This window comes from Chryseobacterium panacisoli (genome assembly GCF_008274625.1).
In the GTDB taxonomy this organism is placed as follows: Bacteria; Bacteroidota; Bacteroidia; order Flavobacteriales; family Weeksellaceae; genus Chryseobacterium; species Chryseobacterium panacisoli.
Genome location: NZ_VTRU01000005.1, coordinates 1 through 23,860, shown reverse-complemented (window position 1 = coordinate 23,860; position 23,860 = coordinate 1). Strand labels below are relative to the sequence as shown.

General features: G+C 33.8%; 20 protein-coding genes. 15 read left to right on the top strand and 5 right to left on the bottom strand.

Annotated elements, in window-relative coordinates; all coding sequences use genetic code 11:
- The first annotated feature begins 65 nt into the window (after positions 1-65).
- The 3 genes from FW781_RS17560 (at position 66) to FW781_RS17550 (ending at position 2,081) form a co-directional block, all read left to right on the top strand.
- The gene (locus tag FW781_RS17560; RefSeq protein ID WP_149388603.1) at positions 66-554 is read left to right on the top strand and encodes a hypothetical protein; all 489 of its coding nucleotides are present in this window, start codon (positions 66-68) and stop codon (positions 552-554) included.
- 21 nt (positions 555-575) lie between these two features.
- Positions 576-1,100: a hypothetical protein gene (locus FW781_RS17555; protein WP_149388602.1), complete on the top strand. Its 525-nt coding sequence runs from the start codon at positions 576-578 to the stop codon at positions 1,098-1,100.
- Positions 1,101-1,748: 648 nt separating this feature from the next.
- Positions 1,749-2,081, top strand: a complete 333-nt coding sequence (locus FW781_RS17550; protein WP_149388601.1) for a helix-turn-helix domain-containing protein — start codon at positions 1,749-1,751, stop codon at positions 2,079-2,081.
- A gap of 204 nt (positions 2,082-2,285) precedes the next feature.
- Here the strand turns inward: FW781_RS17550 and FW781_RS17545 are convergent, their stop codons facing one another.
- A complete protein-coding gene (locus FW781_RS17545; RefSeq protein ID WP_149388600.1) occupies positions 2,286-3,896 on the bottom strand; it encodes a response regulator transcription factor in 1,611 nt (536 codons plus the stop codon).
- A gap of 977 nt (positions 3,897-4,873) precedes the next feature.
- Here FW781_RS17545 and FW781_RS17540 point away from each other — a divergent pair.
- The 9 genes from FW781_RS17540 (at position 4,874) to FW781_RS17500 (ending at position 13,679) form a co-directional block, all read left to right on the top strand.
- Positions 4,874-5,446 (top strand): TetR/AcrR family transcriptional regulator, encoded by a 573-nt coding sequence (locus FW781_RS17540; protein ID WP_149388599.1) that lies wholly within the window; start codon positions 4,874-4,876, stop codon positions 5,444-5,446.
- Between the two features lie 82 nt (positions 5,447-5,528).
- Complete coding sequence (locus FW781_RS17535; protein ID WP_149388598.1) at positions 5,529-7,130, top strand: aldehyde dehydrogenase family protein; 1,602 nt, start codon at positions 5,529-5,531, stop codon at positions 7,128-7,130.
- Positions 7,131-7,151: 21 nt separating this feature from the next.
- The gene (locus FW781_RS17530) at positions 7,152-7,973 is read left to right on the top strand and encodes an SDR family oxidoreductase (RefSeq protein ID WP_149388597.1); all 822 of its coding nucleotides are present in this window, start codon (positions 7,152-7,154) and stop codon (positions 7,971-7,973) included.
- 1 nt (position 7,974) lies between these two features.
- The gene (locus FW781_RS17525; RefSeq protein ID WP_149388596.1) at positions 7,975-8,481 is read left to right on the top strand and encodes a hypothetical protein; all 507 of its coding nucleotides are present in this window, start codon (positions 7,975-7,977) and stop codon (positions 8,479-8,481) included.
- Positions 8,482-8,939: 458 nt separating this feature from the next.
- The gene (locus FW781_RS17520; protein ID WP_149388595.1) at positions 8,940-9,863 is read left to right on the top strand and encodes a helix-turn-helix transcriptional regulator; all 924 of its coding nucleotides are present in this window, start codon (positions 8,940-8,942) and stop codon (positions 9,861-9,863) included.
- Between the two features lie 261 nt (positions 9,864-10,124).
- Positions 10,125-11,135: a hypothetical protein gene (locus FW781_RS17515; RefSeq protein ID WP_149388594.1), complete on the top strand. Its 1,011-nt coding sequence runs from the start codon at positions 10,125-10,127 to the stop codon at positions 11,133-11,135.
- A gap of 22 nt (positions 11,136-11,157) precedes the next feature.
- Positions 11,158-12,003, top strand: a complete 846-nt coding sequence (locus tag FW781_RS17510) for a hypothetical protein (RefSeq protein WP_149388593.1) — start codon at positions 11,158-11,160, stop codon at positions 12,001-12,003.
- Positions 12,004-12,024: 21 nt separating this feature from the next.
- A complete protein-coding gene (locus tag FW781_RS17505; protein ID WP_149388592.1) occupies positions 12,025-13,134 on the top strand; it encodes a hypothetical protein in 1,110 nt (369 codons plus the stop codon).
- 128 nt (positions 13,135-13,262) lie between these two features.
- A complete protein-coding gene (locus tag FW781_RS17500; protein WP_149388591.1) occupies positions 13,263-13,679 on the top strand; it encodes a transposase in 417 nt (138 codons plus the stop codon).
- A 364-nt stretch (positions 13,680-14,043) separates the two neighbouring features.
- On the opposite strand, the gene FW781_RS17490 is transcribed toward FW781_RS17500, so the two are convergent.
- Together FW781_RS17490 and FW781_RS17485 are read right to left on the bottom strand one after the other, a co-directional pair.
- Positions 14,044-14,307, bottom strand: a complete 264-nt coding sequence (locus tag FW781_RS17490) for a hypothetical protein (protein ID WP_149388590.1) — start codon at positions 14,305-14,307, stop codon at positions 14,044-14,046.
- An 87-nt stretch (positions 14,308-14,394) separates the two neighbouring features.
- Complete coding sequence (locus FW781_RS17485; RefSeq protein WP_149388589.1) at positions 14,395-15,147, bottom strand: hypothetical protein; 753 nt, start codon at positions 15,145-15,147, stop codon at positions 14,395-14,397.
- Between the two features lie 325 nt (positions 15,148-15,472).
- Here FW781_RS17485 and FW781_RS17480 point away from each other — a divergent pair, with 325 nt between their 5' ends.
- From FW781_RS17480 to FW781_RS17470, 3 genes are all read left to right on the top strand, one after another.
- A complete protein-coding gene (locus FW781_RS17480) occupies positions 15,473-17,014 on the top strand; it encodes a tetratricopeptide repeat protein (RefSeq protein ID WP_172625758.1) in 1,542 nt (513 codons plus the stop codon).
- 240 nt (positions 17,015-17,254) lie between these two features.
- A complete protein-coding gene (locus FW781_RS17475; RefSeq protein ID WP_317133406.1) occupies positions 17,255-17,689 on the top strand; it encodes a transposase in 435 nt (144 codons plus the stop codon).
- A gap of 623 nt (positions 17,690-18,312) precedes the next feature.
- Positions 18,313-19,938 carry a tetratricopeptide repeat protein gene (locus FW781_RS17470; RefSeq protein ID WP_149388587.1) on the top strand — a complete coding sequence of 542 codons (1,626 nt, stop codon included), beginning with the start codon at positions 18,313-18,315 and terminating at the stop codon, positions 19,936-19,938.
- 188 nt (positions 19,939-20,126) lie between these two features.
- Here FW781_RS17470 and FW781_RS17465 read toward each other — a convergent pair whose 3' ends face one another.
- Entirely contained in the window at positions 20,127-23,180 is a 3,054-nt protein-coding gene (locus FW781_RS17465; protein WP_149388586.1) for a DNA polymerase III subunit alpha, read from the bottom strand.
- 7 nt (positions 23,181-23,187) lie between these two features.
- Positions 23,188-23,860: DNA polymerase Y family protein (locus FW781_RS17460; RefSeq protein WP_449386661.1), on the bottom strand; the 673-nt coding region annotated here is incomplete at its 5' end.

Sequence of the window (23,860 nt, the reverse complement as noted above, 5' to 3'; positions counted from 1 at the left end):
CATTCCGGAACCCAGAAGTTGGATTGCCATTCCGGAATGGATTTTAACTGTTAAAAAAACAAAAAATGAAATACACACATCAATATGTCATATTTTTAATAGTGACATTTTTAGCAGGGAGCCTTTCGGTTATCTCTGCACAGGAAAAAAGTCCTTTAACGAACAGCGTTTTAAATTTTGAAGGAACGGGCTTTCATCCCGGAACAAAAATGATGAGACTTTCAGGGGCCTCATTGCAACGTACTGATAACAAAAGAGCTTCCCTTAATGATAAAGGAATAGTAGTCGGGGAAAGCGGATTATATCAGATTTCTTTTTCTGGCAATATGCGCGAAAATGACAATTTTGAGCAAAAAGAAGAATATGTTGTATATATCAACGGTACGGAAGTGATGAAAGGCTATGAAGTTCCTTCACCTCCTACAGGAGTTCTGTCTTTTCAAAAAGAGCTAAAAAAAGGTGATATATTAAGTATCGGGACTACTGCTGATGATAAGGAACTGAAGAGTATGGCCGGAATTAATATGCTGTCGATGAGATTGCTGAAAAACTAATTGTGTAACTATAAAGTAACAATGAAAAAAATAACAACAACAATCATTCTATTCGCTGCGATAGCCGCAAAGTCACAGGTCGCTATAGATAAACCGAACGTAACGAATGGTTCTGTTTCTCTGGAATTTGGTGATACGGAGAACAAGGGAATAATTCTTCCTTATGTTACCTCCAAAAACGGGATTACAGAAAACGGGACAATAATTTATGATGCTTCTGATTTTAAAATTAAATACCTAAAGGATACCAATACCTGGTTTGATTTAAGTGTTGATCCCACAGGAACAGCTGATTTAAGCATTCAGGGTAGTGAAAAAATAGAGCAGCCGGGCGCTAAAGTAACTATTTACTCCACTGCAAGTGCAAATGATGCTCTACAGGGGATTCTTGTGCTTGGTGATGCAGATAAGGCAATGATACTTCCCAAAGTTGCCAGCCCTCATCTGAATATTATCAACCCAAGCGCGGGAATGATGGCCTATGATACTGTTAAAAAACAATTGGCGGTTTATAATGGCAAAGTATGGACATTTTGGAAACCATAGACTTTAATTGATACCATCTTCGGCCAGGTAGTTTGGATAGGGAATATTTATCTACAACTCTGCTTTGGCCGAAGCTTTATGTCATGGAAAAAATATGACAGGATTGTTGGAGAAAGTAAAAAAGAACTTTTAGAAATAATGGTAAATCCGGTTATCGATCCAAAGTATCAATACCTGTTTTTTATAGAATAAATGTTACGAGAACTTATACTATTCTTAAACACCAAAAAACTAAAAAATATTTTAAATGATAGACCTGACAAGAGATTCACATAGGATGACCAATAGAAAAAATGGGGAGAACGGGTAAAAAGAGATAAAAGCTGTGTTTGCAGATGTTCTTATGAAGTAGTCGAAATTCTTGGACTATGATTTTTCAGATTATATTCTCTTTTTATTATCATCATCGATTAATGCTGAAAGTAAAAAATAAAATACAGCTTCTCTGTTTGTTTTTTAGAAAAAATACACACAAAAATTTTTGATTTTATATTAGAATTAGTAATAAAACTGTAGAAAAATGAAACAACAGATCATAACGAAATATAGAATTCATAAGATAACCCTCTATGAATGGTTCATTAAATATTAAGAATTAGGAGAAAAATAATTACCACAACCTAGTTTGAAAAACACAATTAATAAAATATGGAAGAAACAAGCCCTGATTACAAAATGATCTTCACTGATATCATTACCGAACAATTTCCTCACAAAAAAGAATTATGCCAAAACATTTTAGGAAAAGAAAAGTTATCAACGTTCGATATTATAAAATTAAATAAACTACTATTTGAAAAAGAAAACAAGGAAAAAAATATCTTCAATCAAAAGCATCGTTCTTATGACACATCTACAATCCGGGAAATCTTAGATTATCAAATTAAAAATAATCTAAATAATACAGAACTGGCAAATTACTTTATGCTGAGCAGAAATTCAGTAACGAAGTGGAAGAAGATATTTAATATGAATCAATAAGATAAGATGATTTAAGATTTTTCATCTGTGTTCGTTCTATTATTTCCTTATCATTCAAAATAAACACAAACAAGTCTTAAAAACCACAAAAAATAAAAACATCAATAAAACCAGAACCGAAATTTTCGGCTCTGGTTTTATTTTAACTGTCAAAAACTCATTGTAAATGAGAATTTAAGTTTTATGAATACTGCTTTCTGAATTTTATAATTGAGTTTGTCTGTTCTTTTTTAGATTTTCTATAAAATAGGAAGGAGTGACCCCGGTTTCTTTCTTGAATACTGTTATAAATACCTGGTGGGATGCAAAACCGCATTCTTCTGCAAGATAGCTTATTTTATATTCCAGGTACTGAGGATCATCATACAGTTTTTGGGTTATATATTCAATTTTCAATCCGTTAATATAATTACTGAATGATTTCCCTTTTTGAGTTTTGATGATTTCGGTAAGGTATCTCTGATTGGTATTCAATGAATGGGCGAGGGAGCTGAGGTTTATATTTTTTTTCAAGTATTTGTCAGAACTTTCAAACTTATTCAGTTTGGAAAGTATTGAAGCCAGAGTTTCGTCTGAAATAGGCGTAAATGTAGATGCTTTTTTCTCTACTTTACTAGTGTTCTCAGTATTTGATGTATTTACATTGAGCTTTTCAACCAGCTTTTCATAATTCTTCCTGATCTTTCTGTTTTTTTGCCTCAGATATAATACCCCGATAAAAATAACCGCAAAAATTGCTAGTATGGAGCTGGTAAGAATTTTGAAAATGCTGTTATTGTAAGAAATGTCCTTTTGTGTACTGATATCTTTGAGAGTGTTATCTGTTATTTTTTTCTGAGTGACCGAGATACTGTCGGAAAGGTCTGAATACAGCTGGGTATATCGTAAAGTAGAATCTTTACTCTTAAGGGCTTCATAGGAGTTAGCCAGTACCATATAGGCAGTTAGTCTTTCATTGACATGCTTACTTTTCTTTTCCAGCTTCAATACCTCAGTGGAATAGGGGATTGCTTTTTGGGGCTGTTGTGTATACTCATAAAAGCTTCCTAATGCATTTAGGAGAATTATTTTGCTGGGTAATGTTTTAATTTTTTTAGTTTCCAGAATATGTAAAGCTTCCAGAAGGTATTTTTCTGCCAATTCAGGCTGCTGTGGTTTATAAATGCCGGTATAAAACATACCTATCTGGATATGAATAAAAGAAAGCATATAATATTTTTCATCCATACTAAGAATATTTTTATCATTATCAGGTAGCCGCTCTATTTCGTATAAACTCTTCTTGAAGTAAGACAAAATTGTATCCTGCGGGGCTTTGGTGGCCTCGGCATAACTTGCTAACTTTAAATAAGTACTTGATGATCTGAGATGCTGATTATTTTTTTTGTAATAGGAAAGCGCTATTTGAAATTCATTATAAGCTTCGCTATTCAGCCCTAAATTCCGGTAAGCTGAACCCCTAAATTCATGAACCTCTGCAAGAGCCTCATCATCATTAAGTTCCTGAGCCAGTTTTTCTGTTTTTTCTCCGTAGGTAAGAGATTTTTCATTATCTCCATTGCCATCAATAAGCTTTTTCATCAGATATTTACAACTGGACATCAATCCCTCTTTATATCCTATGGCTTCTGATCTTTTTTCAGCTTCTGTATAAAGGGCTATTCCCTTATCCAAATCCATTGCCGGGTTGGCTGGTGAAGAAAGTTTTGTGGCCAGGATGATCATCTTGTCGATTTCTTTTTTTTTTGCTTCTGAGGTTTGCTGTTTGCAGGCAAAAAAAATCAGACAAAATGAAAATAATAATAGTTTTTTCATTGTTGTGTTTTTATAGTTATAGAGGATGATTATTTAAAGATTTCTTTTTTGAGAGATTGAGGAAGAGAAATTATAAGCTCTAAAATTTTATTTAATTAGTTTTGATACTTTTTTGTGAGTGGAAACTTAAAAGTATCACAAAAATTTTTCATTATTTTCGATGCAAATATATATGTTTATAACCTTGGGTTCATTTTTTATGATATTTATAATTAAGTATTTCCAAATTTGATAACTTATAAATAATGTAAAATAGTCTGATTATCAATATTATTCATTTGTAAAATACGCCACTTAAACAAAAAAATAAATCTTTTGAACTTTATACATGAATTCCATATTTGTTAATACAAATTGTTGTTATTGAAATTAATATATCTGTAATATTGTATAAACCTTATTTGACATTTTTCAATAAGATAGTTAAGAAAATTTCCATTATACAACACACACACATACAAATGAAAAAAATATTATTATTACCAATTCCATACAACGGTTCCAATGCCGATAACCTTCATGGCATCGAAGTTGGTTGACCGGATCTTTCTATGATTTTATCAATATAATGCAGAGTTTGCTTTACCTAAGGAAGGAAAATAAATTTGTATGTCGAAAATAAGGAAGGGGTTTATCTGCGGATTTGATAAATTGACTTTGTGCATTATGCTGAATTTGGAAGACGGGTGATGAACTCAATGCAGGAATAATGGAAGGCGGCTGTTTGTAGCAATAAAACAAGGTTCTTAAACTTTAAACTATTTTTTTTAGTTTTTTTCATAGCATTAAAATTAAGAATATAAGAATCAGGCCCTAACAAAAGTAGCAACTCCATCTAATTCATGTATAAAAAGATGAATAAACTATAAGGTTAAATATCAATAGAGTAATAGTTACAATAAAAAAAGTAAATATCTTTGAGTCTTCAAGCAATATTGTTATATTTGTTCATGAATGAACATTCAGTTAGCTAAACTATGCAAGGGGAAAAATTAGATAAAAAAACTCAGATTGTAAAGACAGCATTACGGTTATTTTCAGAACAGGGTCTGCAACAGACTTCAATGGCGCAACTTTCAAAAGAGTCGGGAGTTGCCGTAGGAACAATGTACTTGCATTTTAAAAGTAAGGATGAATTGGTTGAAGGGTTATTTTTGCATATTCAAGAAGCATTTGGTAAAGCGATTGATCTTTCTGACTCAGAAATGAAAGCTTCTTACAAGGATCGTTTTTTTATTTTAGGCCGAAAAGTGCACCATTACTATGTAAACAATCCTGCCCATTTTTTCGTTGTGAATACACTTAATTATTCGCCATATATATCAAAAGAAATTACAGAATTGGGAAGAACATATTATCAGCAGTCTGTAGACCTTATGGCTGAGGGACTTGAGAACGGATCATTTCAGCCTATTAATATTGTGTTGCTTATCCGATTTATTTATAATGCTGTGATTGCACTGGTTCAGGTACAGCTTAAAGATAATGTGGAAGTTACAGAACATATGATAGACCAAAATATAGAAAGAATATGGAAAGCTATTACGTAAAAAAAACAACATAAAAACCGAATGAATATTCATTTATAAATGAATATCATTAATTATTAATGATTTAAAAATTTTATTTAAAATGACAGCGCAAGAAGCTTTTAATCAATTAGACCCTAAGAAATGGGCAGAAACTTCAGTAGTGGAAAAACTTCATCTACTGGAAGAAGTACAGAATAATCTGAAAAAGTATGCAGACGATTTGGGCACCTCTGATCAAAAAATGAAAAACACCATCATGGGTGAAGACATTTACACGCATGCCGAATCAGTATTTGCCACGGCAGTTCCATTGGCAGGAAATGTTTCAGCCTGCATCCAGCTTTACGAATCTATCGCGAAAGGTGAAATGCCAAAACCGTTGAATATTACCAAAGTAGATGATGATACCTATGATGTACATGTATTCCCAATGGATGCCAAGGACAAAGTACTCAGTGGAACACAAAGTGGACATTTGCGTATAAAGGGCACTCCGAAGCAGGTAAATCCTTTAGAAAAGCCAGCCGGGGTAACTGCCATTTTGGGAGCTGGAAATTACAGTTCATCACTTGAAATGGTAAAAGCCCTTTTTTACGATAACAAAGCTGTTATCCACAAACCACATCATCTGAACGAAGAAACTGATGCGATCTGGGAAAAGATTTTCCAGCCTATTATTGATTTTGGAGCCTTACGCTTTGTTTCAGCAGACCAGGGACGTGAACTTACAACAATTAATGGTTTAACGGCCATCTATTTCACAGGGGGGACGGGAACGGCCAAAGCAATTATGAGCAATACCAATACCCCTATGGTAGCAGAGTGTGGTGGCAATAACCCCTGTATTATAGTTCCCGGCGACAGACCCTGGACAAAAAAAGAAATGGAACACCAGGCTAATCAGATTGCTACCGTTGCCAAGCTCAATGGCGGTGCTGTATGTGGCCGCCCGCAAACTCTGGTGACTTCCAGACATTGGGAACAGAGAAATGAATTTTTAAATGCTCTGAGAAAAGCTCTTTCTGAAGATACTCCGGCTGCCGGGGCCTATTATCCGGGGACAGACAAAGCTGAGGAAGGTTTCAAAAAAGCCTATCCGAATGCAGAGATCTTAAAACCTGAAAACGGCAGATTCAAACATGCCAGTTTTATGCTTATTACAGACTGTGAAGAGGACAGCTATGCCACACAAAACGAAGCATTCTGCCAAATTATGGATGAAGTTGCATTAGACATACCAGCCAATGCCAAAGATTTTTTACCAAAAGCTACTGCATTCTGTAATGATAAACTATTGGGTTCATTGGGATGTATGCTTCTTATAGATGAAGACACCAAAAAGGCTTATCAGCATGAATTAGACACCGCAGTAACCCATCTGAAATATGGAGGAATAGCTGTAAACACTATTCCTGTAATTGTATTTTTAAGCCCTTATCTGACTTGGGGCGGAAATGAGCAAGGTAAAGAAATGGTATCCGGTTCCGGTAATTTCGGAAATCTGCTGGGCTTTGAAAATATTGAAAAATCAATTGTTTACGACAAATTTGTATCTCCTGGGCATATGCTTCGTACCAACCAGAAAGCATTTGACCATCTTGCAAAAAATATGGCAAGCTATTCCATGGAACCTACCTGGAGAAACTTAACAAAAATGGCCGGAATAGCAATGATAGACGGCTTAAGAAAGAAAGATTTCTAATTTAGCACCTCAATACATACAATGAGAAAAACAATTTTAATTACAGGATGTGGCAGCGGTATCGGACGTATGACTGCCAAATATTTCCAACAAAAAGGATGGAATGTGGCAGCCACTGTCCGCTCTAATCCGGAACAGGATACAGAACTTAACAGCCTGGATAATGTACAGGTCATAGCACTGGATGTTACCAAAGAAGATACGATTCAATCTGCCTTACAACAAGCCGTTGAACGGTTCGGAAAAATTGATGTACTCCTCAACAATGCAGGATATGGCTCTTATGGTATCCTGGAAGCAACACCAGAACAGGCTATTAGAATGCAGTTTGATGTCAATGTAATTGGGACCCTGCTGGTAGCTAAAAATATCATTCCCATCATGAGAAAGCAAGGTGAGGGGACGATTATCAATATTTCTTCAATGGGAGGTAAAATTTCTTTCCCATTAGGGACGTTGTACCACGGTTCTAAATTTGCAGTGGAAGGGTTGAGTGAAGCTCTTTCGTTTGAATTGGAAGCCATTGGTATCCAGGTGAAAATGATTGAGCCAGGAATGATCAATACGAATTTTGAAGAAACGGTAATGCAGAATATGAATGTGGATCCTACCCAGACTGAGTATGCTCCATTCCTGGAAAAAGTAATGAAAGGAATGCAGCAGGCAGGAAGCCAGAATTCGGAGCCTATTGTAGTAGCTGAGAAAATCTATGAAGCAGCCACAGATGGTAAAAAACAGCTTCGTTACATTGCAGGGGCGGATGCAGAGAAAATTATAGAAGCCCGTAAGCAGCTGAATGACGAGAGTTATTTAGCCATGATAAAACAAAGTATGGGGTTATAATATGGAAATTTTGCAAGAACTCAGTATATGGACAAAAGGAGATGAGTTGCAAGGCAAAATAATGGTAGGCATAGGACTTGTTTTAGTACTGTGCCTGCTATTGGGTTTCAAATATGAAAATCCTTTGTTAAAGGGGATGTTCATTCCTATTTGCCTGCTAACAGCTGCTTCTCTGGGGTATGGAAGTTTTATTACCTATTCCAGAACAAAACATCTCAAAACGCTTACAGAACAATACAGGAATAACCCAAAAGAAACAGTAAAAATGACCTTGGGTAAAGCTCAAAACGACCATAAGATCTACATTATTCTAAAAATTGTTTGGAGTACTTTGCTTATTCTTTCTGTACTTATTTTTTTATTTACTGTAAAAGAATATTACAAAGGACTCTTTCTCGGATTATTCTGTTTATTCGTTGGATTTTTATTGATAGAGACATTTTTACATAGCCGGTTAACCCACTGTTTTGAAAATGTCTCACGACTTGATAATCTATCCATTTTTTGATGAATCCTGGCGCCAGTGCAAGCCTGCCAAAGACATTTATATGTTTGTTCAGTTATAGGGATCACCTGTGATGAGAATAGCGCTTTCAAACTTCCCACGGTATAATTTCTGAGAATGTTATTGAAATTTATATTAAAAACTATTGAAAGAAGGGCGAAACAAGTTTTAAGTATCTATAACAGAAGCTTAAAATAATAACAGGAAAAGTAAAATTGCTTTTTACAAAAAATTTTATACTTTATCTTAATACAGTTATTTACAAGTCTTTAATCTCAATTAAAATTGAGATTCTTGATAAGAAAACCTGTTATTTTCGGAAATCATTACAACTAGTGATATGGTGTAAGTTGTTGGTATTTATTGTGTTGTAAGTGTGTTCTCGTTAGTTTGAATTACGATAAATAATTGAGCGATATTTTGGTGAATAATTATCTTATTTTAGATTTTTATAAATTATTATGTTAAATTATATAAAAGAGAAAAGGCAATTGGCCACTGATGAGATTGAATATGAGAAAAGTCTTTATTTTGATATTTATACTCTTGTCCTTGTATTTATTCTTTCCTGCAATGTCATACTGAATTTTTTCTTTTTAGATCAGCCAGTGTATAGTGGTATATTCTTCGGAATGGCTCTTTTTATGTTGTGCACATTATTGTGGCCAGATAAGATAAGGTTTAACCGGTATCTTTTGATGCTTCTTTTCTGGTTTTTGGGATTGATCATTTTTTATTGCGATATAATAAGCGGAAACGGAGCTATGAATTATTTGTCATATATTTCTCTTACCATAGCAGTTGCGTTTTTTTTTGATTATGATAAGGATAAGTATATTATTTTTATACTGGTAGCCACTTATATCATATTTTTTTTAATCAATATCATTACAGACTATTCTATATTTTCACCTCTTCATCAAAATCTTTCTCCCGTAAAACTTTGGTATATAAGGGTTTATAAGGCTATGGAGATATCCTTTTGTACTTTTGTTGGGATGTATATCATACATAGGAAAGAAAAAATGATCATAAAATATTATATAGAGAAGGAAAAGCTTAATGATTTTATAAAGAAAACGGACAAGATAAGCTCTTCCAATGAATTATATGAGTTAGCGATGAGTAAAAACTCACTTTTTATTACCTATTTTAAATCTGAATTTCCTGAATTTTTTGAAAAGATTTTAGAAGTTTGCCCAAATCTCATTTCATCAGAACTGGAAATATGTGCTTTGTTAAAACTGAACCTGACTACAAAGGAAATTGCCATTGCAACTAATGCAACTATCCGTGCAGTGGAAAACAAGAAACATAGAATCCGTAAAAAAATTGATCTTCCATCAGAAGCTGATCTGAATTTATATATCATAAATAATTTTTAAAACTAATTGATATTCAGTTGTTTAATGTTTTAGAGTATATGTGAGTAGGTTAGAAAGTAGATATGAAAAGAGACTTTTTAGCATTGGAATATCTTTTTATTTAATATTGCACTCATCTGGAAAATCAGATATAATTGAATTTTCTGAAACAAAACACAAATGTCTTAATATATAGCTGGGAATATTATTTTCCCAGCCCTCTCACGAGGATTAGGACACATTTCTTAAAGAAATCGTACACAAATTAAAATTTATGCACTAATGAAAAGAAATTATTATGCTTTAGGGATAACTTTTTTTTCCCTTTGTAATTATGCTCAAGTCGGTATTAATACAGCATCACCGGATCCAACAGTAATGTTGGAAATAAGGGGTCCCGGCAAAACTGATGCATCTTATATTATGAAACTGAATGATCTTGAAGAAGTTTCCTTTGCAGAAGGAGAATCTTATAATGTTCTTGGAGTGAATCAAGATTCTAAAGTTATTGCGACCAAACTTTCTCTAGGATACAGAACTTATGGTAATCATTTGTATGATGATCCCAAAACTTCAATTACCAATGGAAATGTTACAGGCACGAATAAGCTTAACCCGCATTTTGGGTGGTGGTACGCAGATGGGGTAGGTTATAGTGGCTATGGTTCACAGGGAATAAACACAGGGTTGGAAACTAATAGCGGGAGATGGATTTTACCTTATCAGAATACTTCAGGAGCTACCATTTCCAGTGTTTCAGAAAACTTTAATATAACAATCAATAATCTAAATTCATTTTCAGACAGCAGGGGTGCTCCTGTACAGAGTTGGCAGGGACAATGGTCAGAAATCTTCATAATAGAGGGTGATTCTCCTGTGGATGTATTTGTAACCAGTACACTTTCAGATGAGGCCATTAGAGAGTCTCCGGCAGCGTCAAGAACCGGTTTACAGACTTGTCGTGCAAAATCATTAGGTCTGGTAAAGCTTAGCAGTCCCAGTTATAATGCAAGTACGGGTACTCTCGTAAATACAGCATCATCTAATGAACCTTATATTTCACTTAAAACATATAATACTACTATGCCCAGAGTGCATTCTGGGAATTATTTCATATCTGGCGTTATCAGAAATGTAGATCCTGGCTATTATACTATTGTTCAAATGGAAAGGATGGATTGTTCAGATGAGAATTGGTTGGGGACTGGAGCTCCCAATATGGAGATGGGATGGGATGTGATGCGTGCTGACACCCATGCATGGTCTTATAGCTTAGGAATATATCATGAATAAAAATACAATGAAAAAATAAATTATGAAAAAAAATATTTCAATAGTATTGCTTTCTCTTGGTTCAGCTGCTTTTGCTCAGATAGGGATAGGAGTTACAAATCCTCAGGAAATACTGGAGGTAAAAAAAAATACACCTGATACAAACATTTTGAAGCTGGACGATGTTCCCCGTACTGCGGGTTCCTCTGTTGCTCAGCTTTATATAGATACTGAAGGTCATGTTTATGCCTCTCAGGGATTTAAAACTGCTAACCAGCAGGTGTCTACAATTTCTTGGTTTTCAAATGGTATTAATGGCATAGATTATGGCACATCTGGTGTGCAGAGGCCTGCAAAGCTACTTAGTTCTCCCACTTCAATTTATCAGGATTTTCCTTCGGTTAGTTATAAAGAAAATATCAATGGAACTCTTCAGGATATAAATATAGATAACGTAAGTAAGATTGTATTTACAACTGCGACCCCCAATAAAAATGTTCCTTTTGTTTATTCCCTTTCTGCTCTGGATATCCCGTTAGGAGTAGATCCCAATACCAATGAACAGGAAAGAGACGGGAGATTAACAGCAAGCAATTTTGTTTTAATACGAAACTTTCAGTTTGTAACAGCGGAAGTTTTTCTGGATGGCATTGCGACGGGGATTGTTGTTACAGATAAGGTATTCAAATCCCTGGATTGGCAAACTTATCTGTCGGGAGCTGTTATGGTCTCTGCACCGGGAGAACATGTCCTTACTCTAAAATATAAACTGATGAATAATGCTCCCAGAGATCTTAATACTTATTCTTATAGTAATTTTAATTCAGGAAATCATTCCTGGACGCCTAGATTAATGTTGATGTCTTTATCAGGATGGGCAAAACCTTAATTAATTTTAAAAAACACTAAAATGAAACTATTAAAAAAAATCAATATACCTATGGCTGTGTTAATATCAGCTGTGTGTTCAACATTAGGTGCTCAGGTGTTAATGTCAAACGATCTGGGTAGGATGAATAGCAATCCCTCTACAAATTTCGGGTTGGAAATTGACCCTAAAAATGGAGCTCTTCCTTTAAAGATCACAAATTTTCCCTTTAAGAATGAACCTACTCCTGGAAGTCGGCCTTTAATTATTGATGCGGAAGGAAAGGTAAAGAAGCTTAATATTGCAAAAGCCACGATATCTGATGTACTTTACAAAAAGTGGAACGTAACGGATTATAACGATTTGCAGACTGGAGTTTATACTATTTTACCCCCTTTCGGGGGGAGGCCTAATGCTGCATATAATTCCATTACAACGAATCTTACAGGATGTATGCACAGCGGCAGCAAAACAATTCCTTTGGTAGCCTCAGGTAGTGCAGTAACCAATTGTAGTGAGGTACCCAATGGAAACACCAAAATGTCCGGGTATGCAACTGTTCCCAACACAGATTTTAATCTAAGAGTTAATTTTAATCAGAAAGTATTCATTCATGCTTTTATTTTCGGACATGTTATCCCTACTTATCTTAATGGTACTTTATCAGTTGCTACTCCCAATTACGGATATACGACAGCTGCTGTATTGAATTCAAATTACAACAGAGAATGGCTGAATTCAGGTTCATTAACTGCGGACTGGGAGAATCATGGTGGTGCATTATCTTATTCCGGAAAAAAAGATCGTCTCTATCAAAACGGAAGTGATGTGGATGGTTATGACCAGGGTGGGGCTATGGTGTTCTATGAAGTGATTTATTCTACAGATAACGGAGCTACGTGGTTACACTCAGGAATCACATGCAATAATCGATATATTAAAGGGGTTCCTTTAAGAATAACGTTGGCCGGCGGAGTAGATATACCAGCTAATACGGATGTTCAATTTAAAATTATTTCTCATTACCGTTTTCCGTTTTATGCACAGCAAACAACCAATGGTGTGGCAGGCGGGGAGCTTAATGATAACTTTAAATTCCTTATCAATTCAATTAACATCCTTGCGGAAAGCAAAAGACAAATTGATCTGTAACCGGATTTTAACAGTTGAAAATAGCAAAAAATATTAGTTGCATTGACCACGGTTCTGAAAAAATCAGATGCTGTGGTCATTTTCGGATGTAGAATGTTATTTATAACAATACTTAAAATACACTTGATTTGAATTTTAAAAACATAAATATTGGAGCATTAATTAAAGAAATTGTTGCACAGAGCGGGATAGATATGTCTCGTATCTGTAGTTTTCTCAAATGTTCTGAAGAAGAGGTTATCAGTATGTATAGCGAAGAGAATTTGGATACTAATACGCTGCTGCGTTGGAGTAAATTACTGGAATATGATTTCTTCAGACTTTATTCTCAGCATTTAATACTTTATAGTCTGCTTAAAAAAGAACAAAATAAAAATATAAAAACTCAATTACCCCAATTCCGTAAGAATATTTATACTAAGGAGATGATAGATTTTATCCTTGAAAAGATCAATAAAGGAGAAAAAACCTGTAGTGAAGCTATAAATGATTATGGAATACCTAAAACAACACTATATAAATGGGTGAAAAAATACAACAATTAATGCTTAGTTCTAAAAGGATATATTACGATATCCTTTCTGATAAATATTCAGAGAGAATAAATGAATTTAAAAATTTTTTGGACAGGCAGATAAGTTAATAGAAACCTTTAATCAAATGTACAGGTCCTACAGCAGCAATGATATCCTTGAAATATTGGAATATCAGAAAAATAATAACCTGAATAAGTTGCAACTTGCCAATCATTTTAAACTGAGTAGAAATACGATCACAAAATGGAAAAAATGCTCCGGTCATAGATAATATAGATTGATATTCAAAAAATATTGTTAAATAAATAACCTTTTTATACATGAAAGGAGACCTTTTGAGTCTCCTTTCTAATACAAAATTATTATTTAAAAATTACTTTGTAAATCTGCCATTTTCACCTCCTCCGGAACAGTCTCTTTTTACTTCAGTTCTGTTTTCACAAACAACAAAGCAAAGGAAATAAGTTTTTGTCACCTTGTAAGTAACATTACAGTTTCCTTCTTTTACTGTAATTAAAGTGCATACTTGTCTATAGCATTGTGCTGTTTCAATCTCTTTAGCACTGTGTGCTTTTGCACTGATGTTTGCAGTTCCTAATGTTGCAAGTAATAATCCTGCGAATAATGTTTTTTTCATCGTAAATGATTTTTAAAATGTTAATAATGAATGTTATAGTGTGTTTTGTTTTCTATAGAAATATAATTTTCGATTAGCAAGGATAAATTATTGAACAGGTATTGCAATAATATCAAACTGATCTGTAGAAGTAGCTCCAAAGGTTGCCCTTATTCCATTAGAGTCATCAGTGTGGCAAAATAGGTAACCCACCAGATTAACAGTATAGGTACCTTCGTTTAATATAATGCTTCTGTTTCCGTTCAGGTAAAAAAGACCAAAGGCATAGCTCTTACCGCTATTGGTAAAAGGAATTCCGGAATCGATAATATCCTTTGAGTTTAAAATCAGTTTAGCACCCATTTTTTTTGAAGTACCGTCCAAAAGATTGCCTCCATTGGCTTTTAGTATATCAGAAGCGGAAATGTTATAGGAAAATGCAACCATTGATTTTTTAGACAGAGTAAAGGTTTTTGTTGCTAAAACTGGTGTTGTAGTTAGCTCCCCGTTTACGGCAGATATTGTACTGGTGATTGGTACGGCATCCAAACCATCGACTCCGATAATAACTTTGAAAGGCTGTGCAGGCATCCAGTTTACGGAACCTAGTACACCATTAGCATCAGCTACAAGAGTTTTAAGAGCTTTGAAAGACTGGTCTTTATTAACGGATTTTGTTCCATCCGGTTTAGTATAGATAACATTTGAAGTTCCGTCTGCCGGAAGCTCTCTTATTCTTTCTGTACCGTTAATGTCTAAAGTTTCGGTGGGAGTGGAAGTGCTGACACCTACACTGTTGGATTGAGCGTAAAGTGAAATGCATAATGAGACAGAAAAAGCTGTCAATAATTTTTTGTTCATTTTATGTTGTTTTTTAGTTCGGTGTTCAACCTGCCTGCGATTAACAGATTTGCAAACCTACGTGTTTACCTCTGCTATAGAAAATTTAACACAAGATGATTTATGAATATGTCCTCTTTTTTTTGGAAAATATTCTTAAGAAGAATAAATCCATCTATTAGGAATGATATTATATCTAATTATTTAATTATTAAATACTTAACGTTTATTAAGTACGAGTTGAATTATGAAAAACTCACATTGTTCTTTTGTGTAGATCAATAGGTTATGATTTAATTTGTTAACACAAACACGGCTAATGATAGAAAAAAAAAAATTGATTTTTTTGTTTTGTATACTCTCTTTTACAAGCTTAAAATCATTAAATGAATCCCAGATTGAAGAAGAAATTAAAAAAATTCAAAACCTTCCTGATAATAATCCCCATAAAATAATTGCTTTCTCTACGGATATATATCGGATCGCGAGGAATAGAGGGGACAAAAAAGGAATACTTGCAATTAACAGCTTGCTTATTAATAAATATTGCGAGATTGGAAATTTTAAAAAAGCAATTGAAAAATGTGATGAGATTGAAAAATTGGCTGGTAAAAATGATACAATACTGGTTAATTCTCATAGACTTAAAGCATCTGCTTATCTTGAGCTGAATGCTAATTATGAAAGCTTTCGAGAATTAAAAAAAGCCATTAAGACTGCAGATAAGCTAGAATCTCAAAATGATAAAAATTACATGAAAGCTCTTGTATATAAAGAATTTGTATCCTATTTTTCTCATGTGAATGCACCCATTGATTCAGTAATGTATTATCAGAATGAATGCCTGGAAAGCGCTATGAGTATTGATGACAATAAAGATTTTCAGGATAAAAAATACCATACTTTGGCTGTTGCTTATATGAATTTGGGAATGATGAATATAGCTTTAGGAAATATTAAAGAAGCTATCAATAAATTGTCAAAAGCGTTGGGGATTTGTCAGGATGAAAAGTATCATATTCATAAAGACCTTAAAGTAAGTATACTCAATGAATTAGCATGGACATATTATGACCAGAAAAACTATGATAAAGCTGCACACTTTGCAGCTCAGGCAGAAAGAGAAGAAAAAAAGGTAGGTATGCCTTATGTTCGCAGAGACATTTTTGAAATTGCATTTAAAACATATTCAGCATTAAAAAAGAAAGCACTCGCAAGAAAATATACGAATCTTTACATTCAGCTCAATGACAGCCTTGTAAATGTAGAGAAAAATGTAGCGGATATCAATAGGGAAAAATATATTATCGGAAAACAAGAAGATAACACGGGAAGGAAACAGGGTTATATTGTAATCTGGATTACTCTTGCTATTATTCTTCTTATAATCTGTATCGTTGTATGGAAAAAGTTATATAAACCATCTGATATTGCAGACCCAGGAAATAGTACGGCAGAACCAAATGAACATTTGAAAGTTCCCTATGAAAAAAACATAAATATACCTGACTATACAACAAGGTCTATCTTGGATAAGCTTGCCAAATTCGAAAAATCTCAGAAATTTATAAAAAAAGACATAAGTCTCAGCTCTCTGGCCAGCGATCTTGATACCAATACGCGATATCTCTCGGCTATTATAAAGCAGCATAAAAAGAAGAGCTACAGTAACTATATTAACGGGCTAAGAATAGCTTATATTAAAACAAAACTTATTGAAGATCCTATTTATAGAGAGTATAAAATAAGCTATCTAGCTGATGAATGCGGATTTTCGTCAAGAGAAGTTTTTGCTGTTACTTTCAAAAAAGATACAGGAATTACTCCTTCATACTTTATCAGCAGTTTAAATGATAAGTCTATACAGGATAGTCTTTCATTGGACTAATTCTAATTTTTTTGACAAATAATAATATATGTTAATATGATTAATTGATGGAGTCTGAAAGAAAGGCTGCAATTACTTATCGTGATGTATTCAGAATTTATTACCAGATTCTTTTTCCTGTATTAACCTAAAGTCATATTGTTGTACCTTAATAGATCCAGTGATATATATTTTAGATATAAAATAATAAAATGTTTAACCAACAGAATCAATGGACAAATGATAAAAACAAATGAACTTATGATGGATTTAAAACAAATTAAAATTGGGCAATTACTTGAAAACAGTGTAAAAGAAAATCATATAGAAATAGAACGTCTGTGCAGCTTTTTTAATTGTGAGGCTAAGAATATTGAGCAAATGTACGGTTCAGATACTGTAGGTACAGATATTTTAATCAAATGGTCTGAGCTATTACAATATGATTTTTTCAGATTGTATTCTCAGCATTTGGTTTTATATGCTCCTCCGGCTGCTAATAGATATAGCCAAGCGGGAACCAAAAAAAAGGATGTGATTCAAGAACTTCAGTTTCGTAAAAATATTTATACAAAAGAAATTATAGAATTTATTATCAATAGAATCAATAAAGGGGAAATGACCCGGGAAGAGGTCATCAGTAAATACCGGATACCCAAAACAACCCTTTACAAATGGCTGAATAAGTATAATTAATACAGAGAAGAATACAAATGATAGACTAAATATTGAACAATAATATTCTTTTGCTGAAATATTGAATATTTTAAACAACACATATAGTTTAATTTCTATATGGTTTTAGAAATTATAGTTTTTAGGATTGAGCAGTTTGCCAATAATAAAATAATCAAGATTTCCTATATTTTACAATAAAAAACAAACCTTAAGCACAATAAGTTTCTATTGATTTTTAATAGATATTTTGATTAACATAATAGCGTGAAGTAAATAGAGTGTAAAGGAAATTAGGAATTATTGTAATTTCAAAGCCCTTCATCAATATATTTTTTCCGATGTTACGATACTTGTACCAAAGTGTTGATTTTGAGATTAGAATCAATATAAAAATAATCTCATTACAGCAATTGTCTTACCAACATCTATTGTTCTTTTTTTATACTTAATTTACATTAGATTATACAAAGATAATCACGGTATTCGATTTATTTCTATTCAGAAATTATAATGAATCAAAACGGAATTTTGTGATTTTATCAATTGTATTTTGTCGTCTGATAACTTCTGAAAATGTAGCACAAAATTTAAACTAATATTTTTAAATTAATGTTTATCTTGTAAGTTATAAAATAGTAACTATGAAAAATTTTATCTTCTTCATATTGTGCTTCTTTTTTATAGATATCTATTCGCAATCTTTATCTGAAAAGGATTTGGATAAAAAAATTAATGCGCTAAAGGAACTAAGTCGTACAAATCCTAAAAAAACGATTGAGCTTTCAATAGAATGCTATAATTCAGCTAAAAAAATTGATTATAAAAAAGGGATGCTTAGCAGTATTATGATTCAACTGACAAAGTATTTTGATGTGGGAAATTTCAAGAAAGTAATTGAACTTAGCAAAGAAGCAGAACTTCTATCAAACAGCATGGAAGATCTGGAAAATTTATCAAATACATTTAGACTCAGAGCCTCTGCATATACTGAATTGGGTTTCAATGAAGAAAGCTTTAAAAGTTTTAATAAAGCTTTAGAAATATCTGAAAAAATTAAATCTTCTGATTCCAGGTTTTATTATAAATCTCTTATTTATACTGGGATGGGGACCTATATGGCCCATATTAACACACCTATAGACTCTGTAATTTTTTATCAGCAAAAAAGTTTAAATGAAGCATTAAAAATGACCTCCGATAAAAAAAATCTAAACAGAAAGTATTACTTAATTTCAAGAGCTTATATGAATCTTGGGATGACAAGTGTAGCAAAAGGAAACCTTAAACAAGCGGAAGAGCACTTTACCAAAGCTTTAGAAATTTGCAGAAATAAGAATTACTCAATAAATATACAAACCGAGGTATTGGTTTTAAATGAATTTGCATGGCTGTATTTTGATCAGAAAAACTATGACAATGCCATACAGTACGCTAAGGAAGCTGCTATCATGGAAAAACAGTTCAGTTTCCCATATATCCGTAGAGATATATATGAAGTTATGTTCAAATCCTATGTAGAGAAGGGAAACAAAGGAAAATCTTCCGAATACATGGCGAAATTTACCAAGTTGAATGATAGTATTGTAAATGCAGAAAAGAAAACGATCAATACCCCTGTGAAACATATTTTGTCTGAAAAAGAGAATGATAACCGAAGCCTGATGAATAAAATGATGATAACGGGTGCTGGTTTACTTGTGCTTTCAATGTCAGGAGGGTGGATTTATTGGAAAAAAAGAAACCATACCTTACATCTAAAGTATGAGAAGATCATTGAAAACTTAAAAAAATCAGAATCTGCTGAAGAAAAGAATATATCAACTGAAGTTCTGGTCATAGAAAATAATGAAGGTACCACTTATCCCAATGAAAAAACATCAGGTCTTATTATTAAAAATGATACTATAAATAATATTCTGTTGAAACTGGATAAAATTGAAAACTCGCAGAAATTTATAAGAAAAGACTTTACCCTTACATTTCTTGCTAGTGAGCTGAATACAAATCCCAGATATTTATCTGAAATTATAAAACAGCATAAAGGAAAAAGCTACAATAATTATATTAATGGTTTAAGAATTGGCTATATCACTAATAAACTTTATAAAAACCCTATATATAGAGAATATAAGGTCAGTTATTTAGCAGAACAATGTGGCTTCACATCCAGAGAAGTTTTTGCGGTTATTTTTAAAAAAGAAACGGGAATGACTCCTTCTTATTTTATAGGGCAACTAAAAAAAGAAAATACAACGTATTTGCAATAGTTATTTTTACTATTTTAATTTCTATTTATAATTTTTTAAAGGATAAGTCTTCAAAAACAGTGAAGTTTACCAATTTTGAATTTGATCTGCTATAATATTTATTTTATCAAATAACTGCAAAAAAATATTCCTAAAAAATAGAAATAATTATTATTAATGTGTTGTTAACATGAGTAATTGATAATAGCTTATGTGTTTTTCCGCCTTGGCAATCCAATTTCATGTTCCTGGGGATATGGTTTCCGCCATGTCATACTGATATCTTCATGCAGATTACGCTGAGCTTCCAATGATTTTTCTTTATCCATGGAATATCTTGGATCCGGAATAAAAGGCATTTTGGCCATTTTATGAATGGTAATAGTAGGAAAATGAAAATCGACCTCTACCGTTCCTAATAAGAGATAGCAGCCTCCTCCCTGAAAAGGATACTCTTCAAGACAGTTGGGAAAATGAGCGGTATCAAAATATTCTCCTTCAGCATCAATCCAGGTTCCGAAGTACATTGTACCTTTCTTGGTGGGAACATGCTTTCTTGAAATAAGATAAGCAAGCATTTTAACCTGTTTTTTGTGATATCTGATAAGGTTTTTGGCCATTACACTACTTCTGTATCGGGTTTGTAAAAGGTTAAAAGGACTGAATGAAACAGGAAAGCCTAATATTTCTATTTCATCAAAAGCATCTTCAAACTTATTTCTCTCTATAGAAGGTAATTTATAATCCTTTTGAGGCTCTTCCAATAAAGTCGGATGTCTGAAAGGAACTTTATTATTTCCCAACAGAAATCTTGATTCGATTAGCAGTTCATGTTTCTGTTTTTTGGTAAAGCGGAATGCCCCGATAAAGATTAAAATTTGTAATGTTTCAATACCAATAGGAATTCTTTTAACAAAATTTTCTAAAGAAGTATAATCACCATTCTGAATTCTTTCTTCAGAAATCAGCTGTGCTAACCTTGTTTCCAATCTTTCAATATGCATAAATCCCAAATAAACATCCAAACCATAAACCGTTGTCTGATATTCACTTAGATTGATACAAGGATTATAAACTGCAGCTCCCGACATCCGAGCTTCATGAATGTAGACTTCAGTTCTGTAGAAACCTCCGCCGTTATTGATAGCGGAGACCATGAATTCAATAGGGTAGTAAACCTTGAGATATAAGCTCTGATAGCTTTCCACTGCATAGGAAGCGGAATGTGCTTTACAAAATGAATAACCTGCAAAAGATTCGATCTGCCGGTATACTTCCATGGATAACTGTTCAGGATGCCCCAACTTTTTACATGATTCAAAGAAATTATCCTTTACTTTCTGTAAAGCAGATAAAGACCGTCCTTTACCGCTCATGGCTCGCCTTAGTACATCACCATCAGGGGCGGATAATCCACCAAAGTGCAGGGCAATTTTAATAACATCTTCCTGGTATACCATAATGCCATAGGTTTCTCCCAGCTCTTTTTCAAAAACCTCATGGAAGTATTCAAATTTTGTGGGATTGTTGTGCCTGAAAATATATTCCCGCATCATTCCGCTCTGAGCCACTCCTGGCCGGATAATGGAAGAGGCTGCTACCAATACTTTATAGTTATCACATTTCAGCCTTCTGAGTAATCCCCTCATGGCAGGAGACTCAATATAAAAACAACCGATAGTTTTTCCGGAACTTAAAAATTCATTGCATTTGTATTCATCTTTTGACAGAGAAGTATCCCGGATATCAATATCGATTCCTCTTTTTTCTTTAACCAGTTTTACCGTGTCATCAATGGTCCCCAAGCCTCTCTGTGAAAGAATGTCAAACTTTTCAAGGCCAATTTCTTCGGCGGTGTACATATCGAACTGTACAATCGGAAAACCTTTGGGAGGCATTTCCAGTGCAGAATAATCGGTTATGGATTCTTCTGATATAAGAATCCCACAGGAGTGCATGCTTCTCTGGTTAGGAAACTTTTCCAACAATTTTCCGTAGTAATGAACCTGTCTGGATACAGAATTGTTATCATGCTCCTGGATGGGTTTTGTTGCCAATATATCCAGTTCATCTTTTGGAAGTCCGAATACTTTTCCTATTTCCCTGAAAATAGAACGGTATTTAAATTCGACATTGGTTCCACAGAAAGCAACATGGTCTTTACCATATTTATCAAAAATATATTCCAGGATGATATCCCTGGTCTGCCAGCTCCAATCAATGTCAAAATCTGGAGGTGTTTTCCGGTTGAGGTTTAAAAACCGTTCAAAATACAGATCCAGTTCCAGAGGACATATATCAGTAATTCCGATGCAATAACTGACAATGGAATTGGCACCACTACCTCTGCCTACATGCATAAATCCCATCCGGTTGCTGTACTGAATAATATCCCAGGTAATCAGGAAGTAAGCACAGAAATTAAGCTGGTCAATAACTCTTAACTCTTTATCTACTCTTGCCTTTGCCTGTAGGTTATCATCGGAATACCTTTTTGAAAGGCCCTCATACGATAACTTCTTTAAAAGTTCAAAATCATTTTCCCTGCTATCCGTGAAATGCTTTCTATTTTTAGGGGTTGAAAAATCAAAATCAAAATAGCAGCTATTGACAATATACTTTGTATTTTCAATAATCTGTGGTTCATGGTAAAATTGAGCCAGAAGCTTTTTTTTATCCACAAACGTTTCGTTGTTTTTACAGTAATCAGCTTCTGTAAGCTTGCTGATCAATGTATTATGATCAATGGCTCTTAGTATTTTATGAAGCTCATATTCTTCAGAGGAGGTAAAGGTAACCGGATGGAGAATGACCATTCTATGGATGAACGGTTTCAATTCGGGCTTCATCAAAAAGTTTAATTGGTCCTGTCTGATGCCTATAAATTCATGATCTGCTAATTGTTCAGGAATATTCTCCAGTGGGTAAATAACAAAAGTATCTGTAAAATCAGGATTGGCTTTAGGAATTTCAATGCCATCACAGTTATAGGCCGTTAAAAGCCTGTTGATCTCTCCGATACTTTTTTGATTTCTGGCCAGGCAGATATAATACAGTTCATCCTGAACCCGTATTTCCACTCCGACGATCGGTTTGATATGGTGATCCTGGCAAAGCTTATAAAAATCATAGATCCCGGTAATGGTATTGATATCCGTAAGAGCCAGAGTTTTTATATTAAAATGTACAGCCTGATCAACCAGTTCTTTAATAGAAATGGTTCCATACCGAAGGCTATGATAAGAATGACAATTCAGAAACATCTTTTAATTATTTTAATAAACCGGAGGCTCTTCCTACACTTGAAGTTCCAAACCGGTTCTTGATTTTATCCATTGTCTGATACAGTGATATCAATTCTTCCGTATCTTCAAAGAGATCCATTTGATGGCATCCGTGAACCAATCCGGTAAACTTTACGCCAACCAGCCTTATTCTCATACGCCTGGTATATACTTTTTTAAAGAGTTCCAAAACATACCTGAGCAGGGTATGATCAGCTGAGGTGTACGGAATCCTGCATTGCTTATTTTCCGTATCAAAATTGGAATACCGGAGTTTTACCACCACTACCGATACCAGCCATTTTTCTGCACGTAGCTGATAGCAAAGCTTTTCTACCATTCCTGAGAGTATACTTTGAATACCCTGAATATCGATGCTGTCCTGGGCAAAAGTATCTTCTGTAGAGATGGATTTTCGTTCAGAGTAGGGAACTACAGGGGTTTCGTCAATTCCGTGTGCTTTTTTCCAAAGTTCATTTCCGTTTTTACCGATCAACTGCTGAAGTACATCGACAGGCATTTCTGAAAGCGTTTGTATCGTTCTTATACCCAGTCTTGAGAGCAACTGAAAGGTAACATCGCCAACCATAGGAATCTTCTTTACCGAAAGCGGATTTAAAAACGGCTGGATGTCAGTTTGTTTTACTTCCAATCTTCCG

Excerpts from the sequence above, each read along its gene's own strand:
- FW781_RS17555 (WP_149388602.1), top strand. The coding sequence starts at position 576 with ATGAAAAAAATAACAACAACAATCATTCTATTCGCTGCGATAGCCGCA.
- FW781_RS17545 (WP_149388600.1), bottom strand. The coding sequence starts at position 3,896 with ATGAAAAAACTATTATTATTTTCATTTTGTCTGATTTTTTTTGCCTGC.
- FW781_RS17515 (WP_149388594.1), top strand. The coding sequence starts at position 10,125 with ATGAAAAGAAATTATTATGCTTTAGGGATAACTTTTTTTTCCCTTTGT.
- FW781_RS17510 (WP_149388593.1), top strand. The coding sequence starts at position 11,158 with ATGAAAAAAAATATTTCAATAGTATTGCTTTCTCTTGGTTCAGCTGCT.
- FW781_RS17470 (WP_149388587.1), top strand. The coding sequence starts at position 18,313 with ATGAAAAATTTTATCTTCTTCATATTGTGCTTCTTTTTTATAGATATC.
- FW781_RS17530 (WP_149388597.1), top strand. The coding sequence starts at position 7,152 with ATGAGAAAAACAATTTTAATTACAGGATGTGGCAGCGGTATCGGACGT.
- FW781_RS17525 (WP_149388596.1), top strand. The coding sequence starts at position 7,975 with ATGGAAATTTTGCAAGAACTCAGTATATGGACAAAAGGAGATGAGTTG.
- FW781_RS17535 (WP_149388598.1), top strand. The coding sequence starts at position 5,529 with ATGACAGCGCAAGAAGCTTTTAATCAATTAGACCCTAAGAAATGGGCA.
- FW781_RS17540 (WP_149388599.1), top strand. The coding sequence starts at position 4,874 with ATGCAAGGGGAAAAATTAGATAAAAAAACTCAGATTGTAAAGACAGCA.
- FW781_RS17490 (WP_149388590.1), bottom strand. The coding sequence starts at position 14,307 with ATGAAAAAAACATTATTCGCAGGATTATTACTTGCAACATTAGGAACT.
- FW781_RS17560 (WP_149388603.1), top strand. The coding sequence starts at position 66 with ATGAAATACACACATCAATATGTCATATTTTTAATAGTGACATTTTTA.
- FW781_RS17520 (WP_149388595.1), top strand. The coding sequence starts at position 8,940 with ATGTTAAATTATATAAAAGAGAAAAGGCAATTGGCCACTGATGAGATT.
- FW781_RS17550 (WP_149388601.1), top strand. The coding sequence starts at position 1,749 with ATGGAAGAAACAAGCCCTGATTACAAAATGATCTTCACTGATATCATT.
- FW781_RS17475 (WP_317133406.1), top strand. The coding sequence starts at position 17,255 with ATGATGGATTTAAAACAAATTAAAATTGGGCAATTACTTGAAAACAGT.
- FW781_RS17485 (WP_149388589.1), bottom strand. The coding sequence starts at position 15,147 with ATGAACAAAAAATTATTGACAGCTTTTTCTGTCTCATTATGCATTTCA.
- FW781_RS17465 (WP_149388586.1), bottom strand. The coding sequence starts at position 23,180 with ATGTTTCTGAATTGTCATTCTTATCATAGCCTTCGGTATGGAACCATT.
- FW781_RS17505 (WP_149388592.1), top strand. The coding sequence starts at position 12,025 with ATGAAACTATTAAAAAAAATCAATATACCTATGGCTGTGTTAATATCA.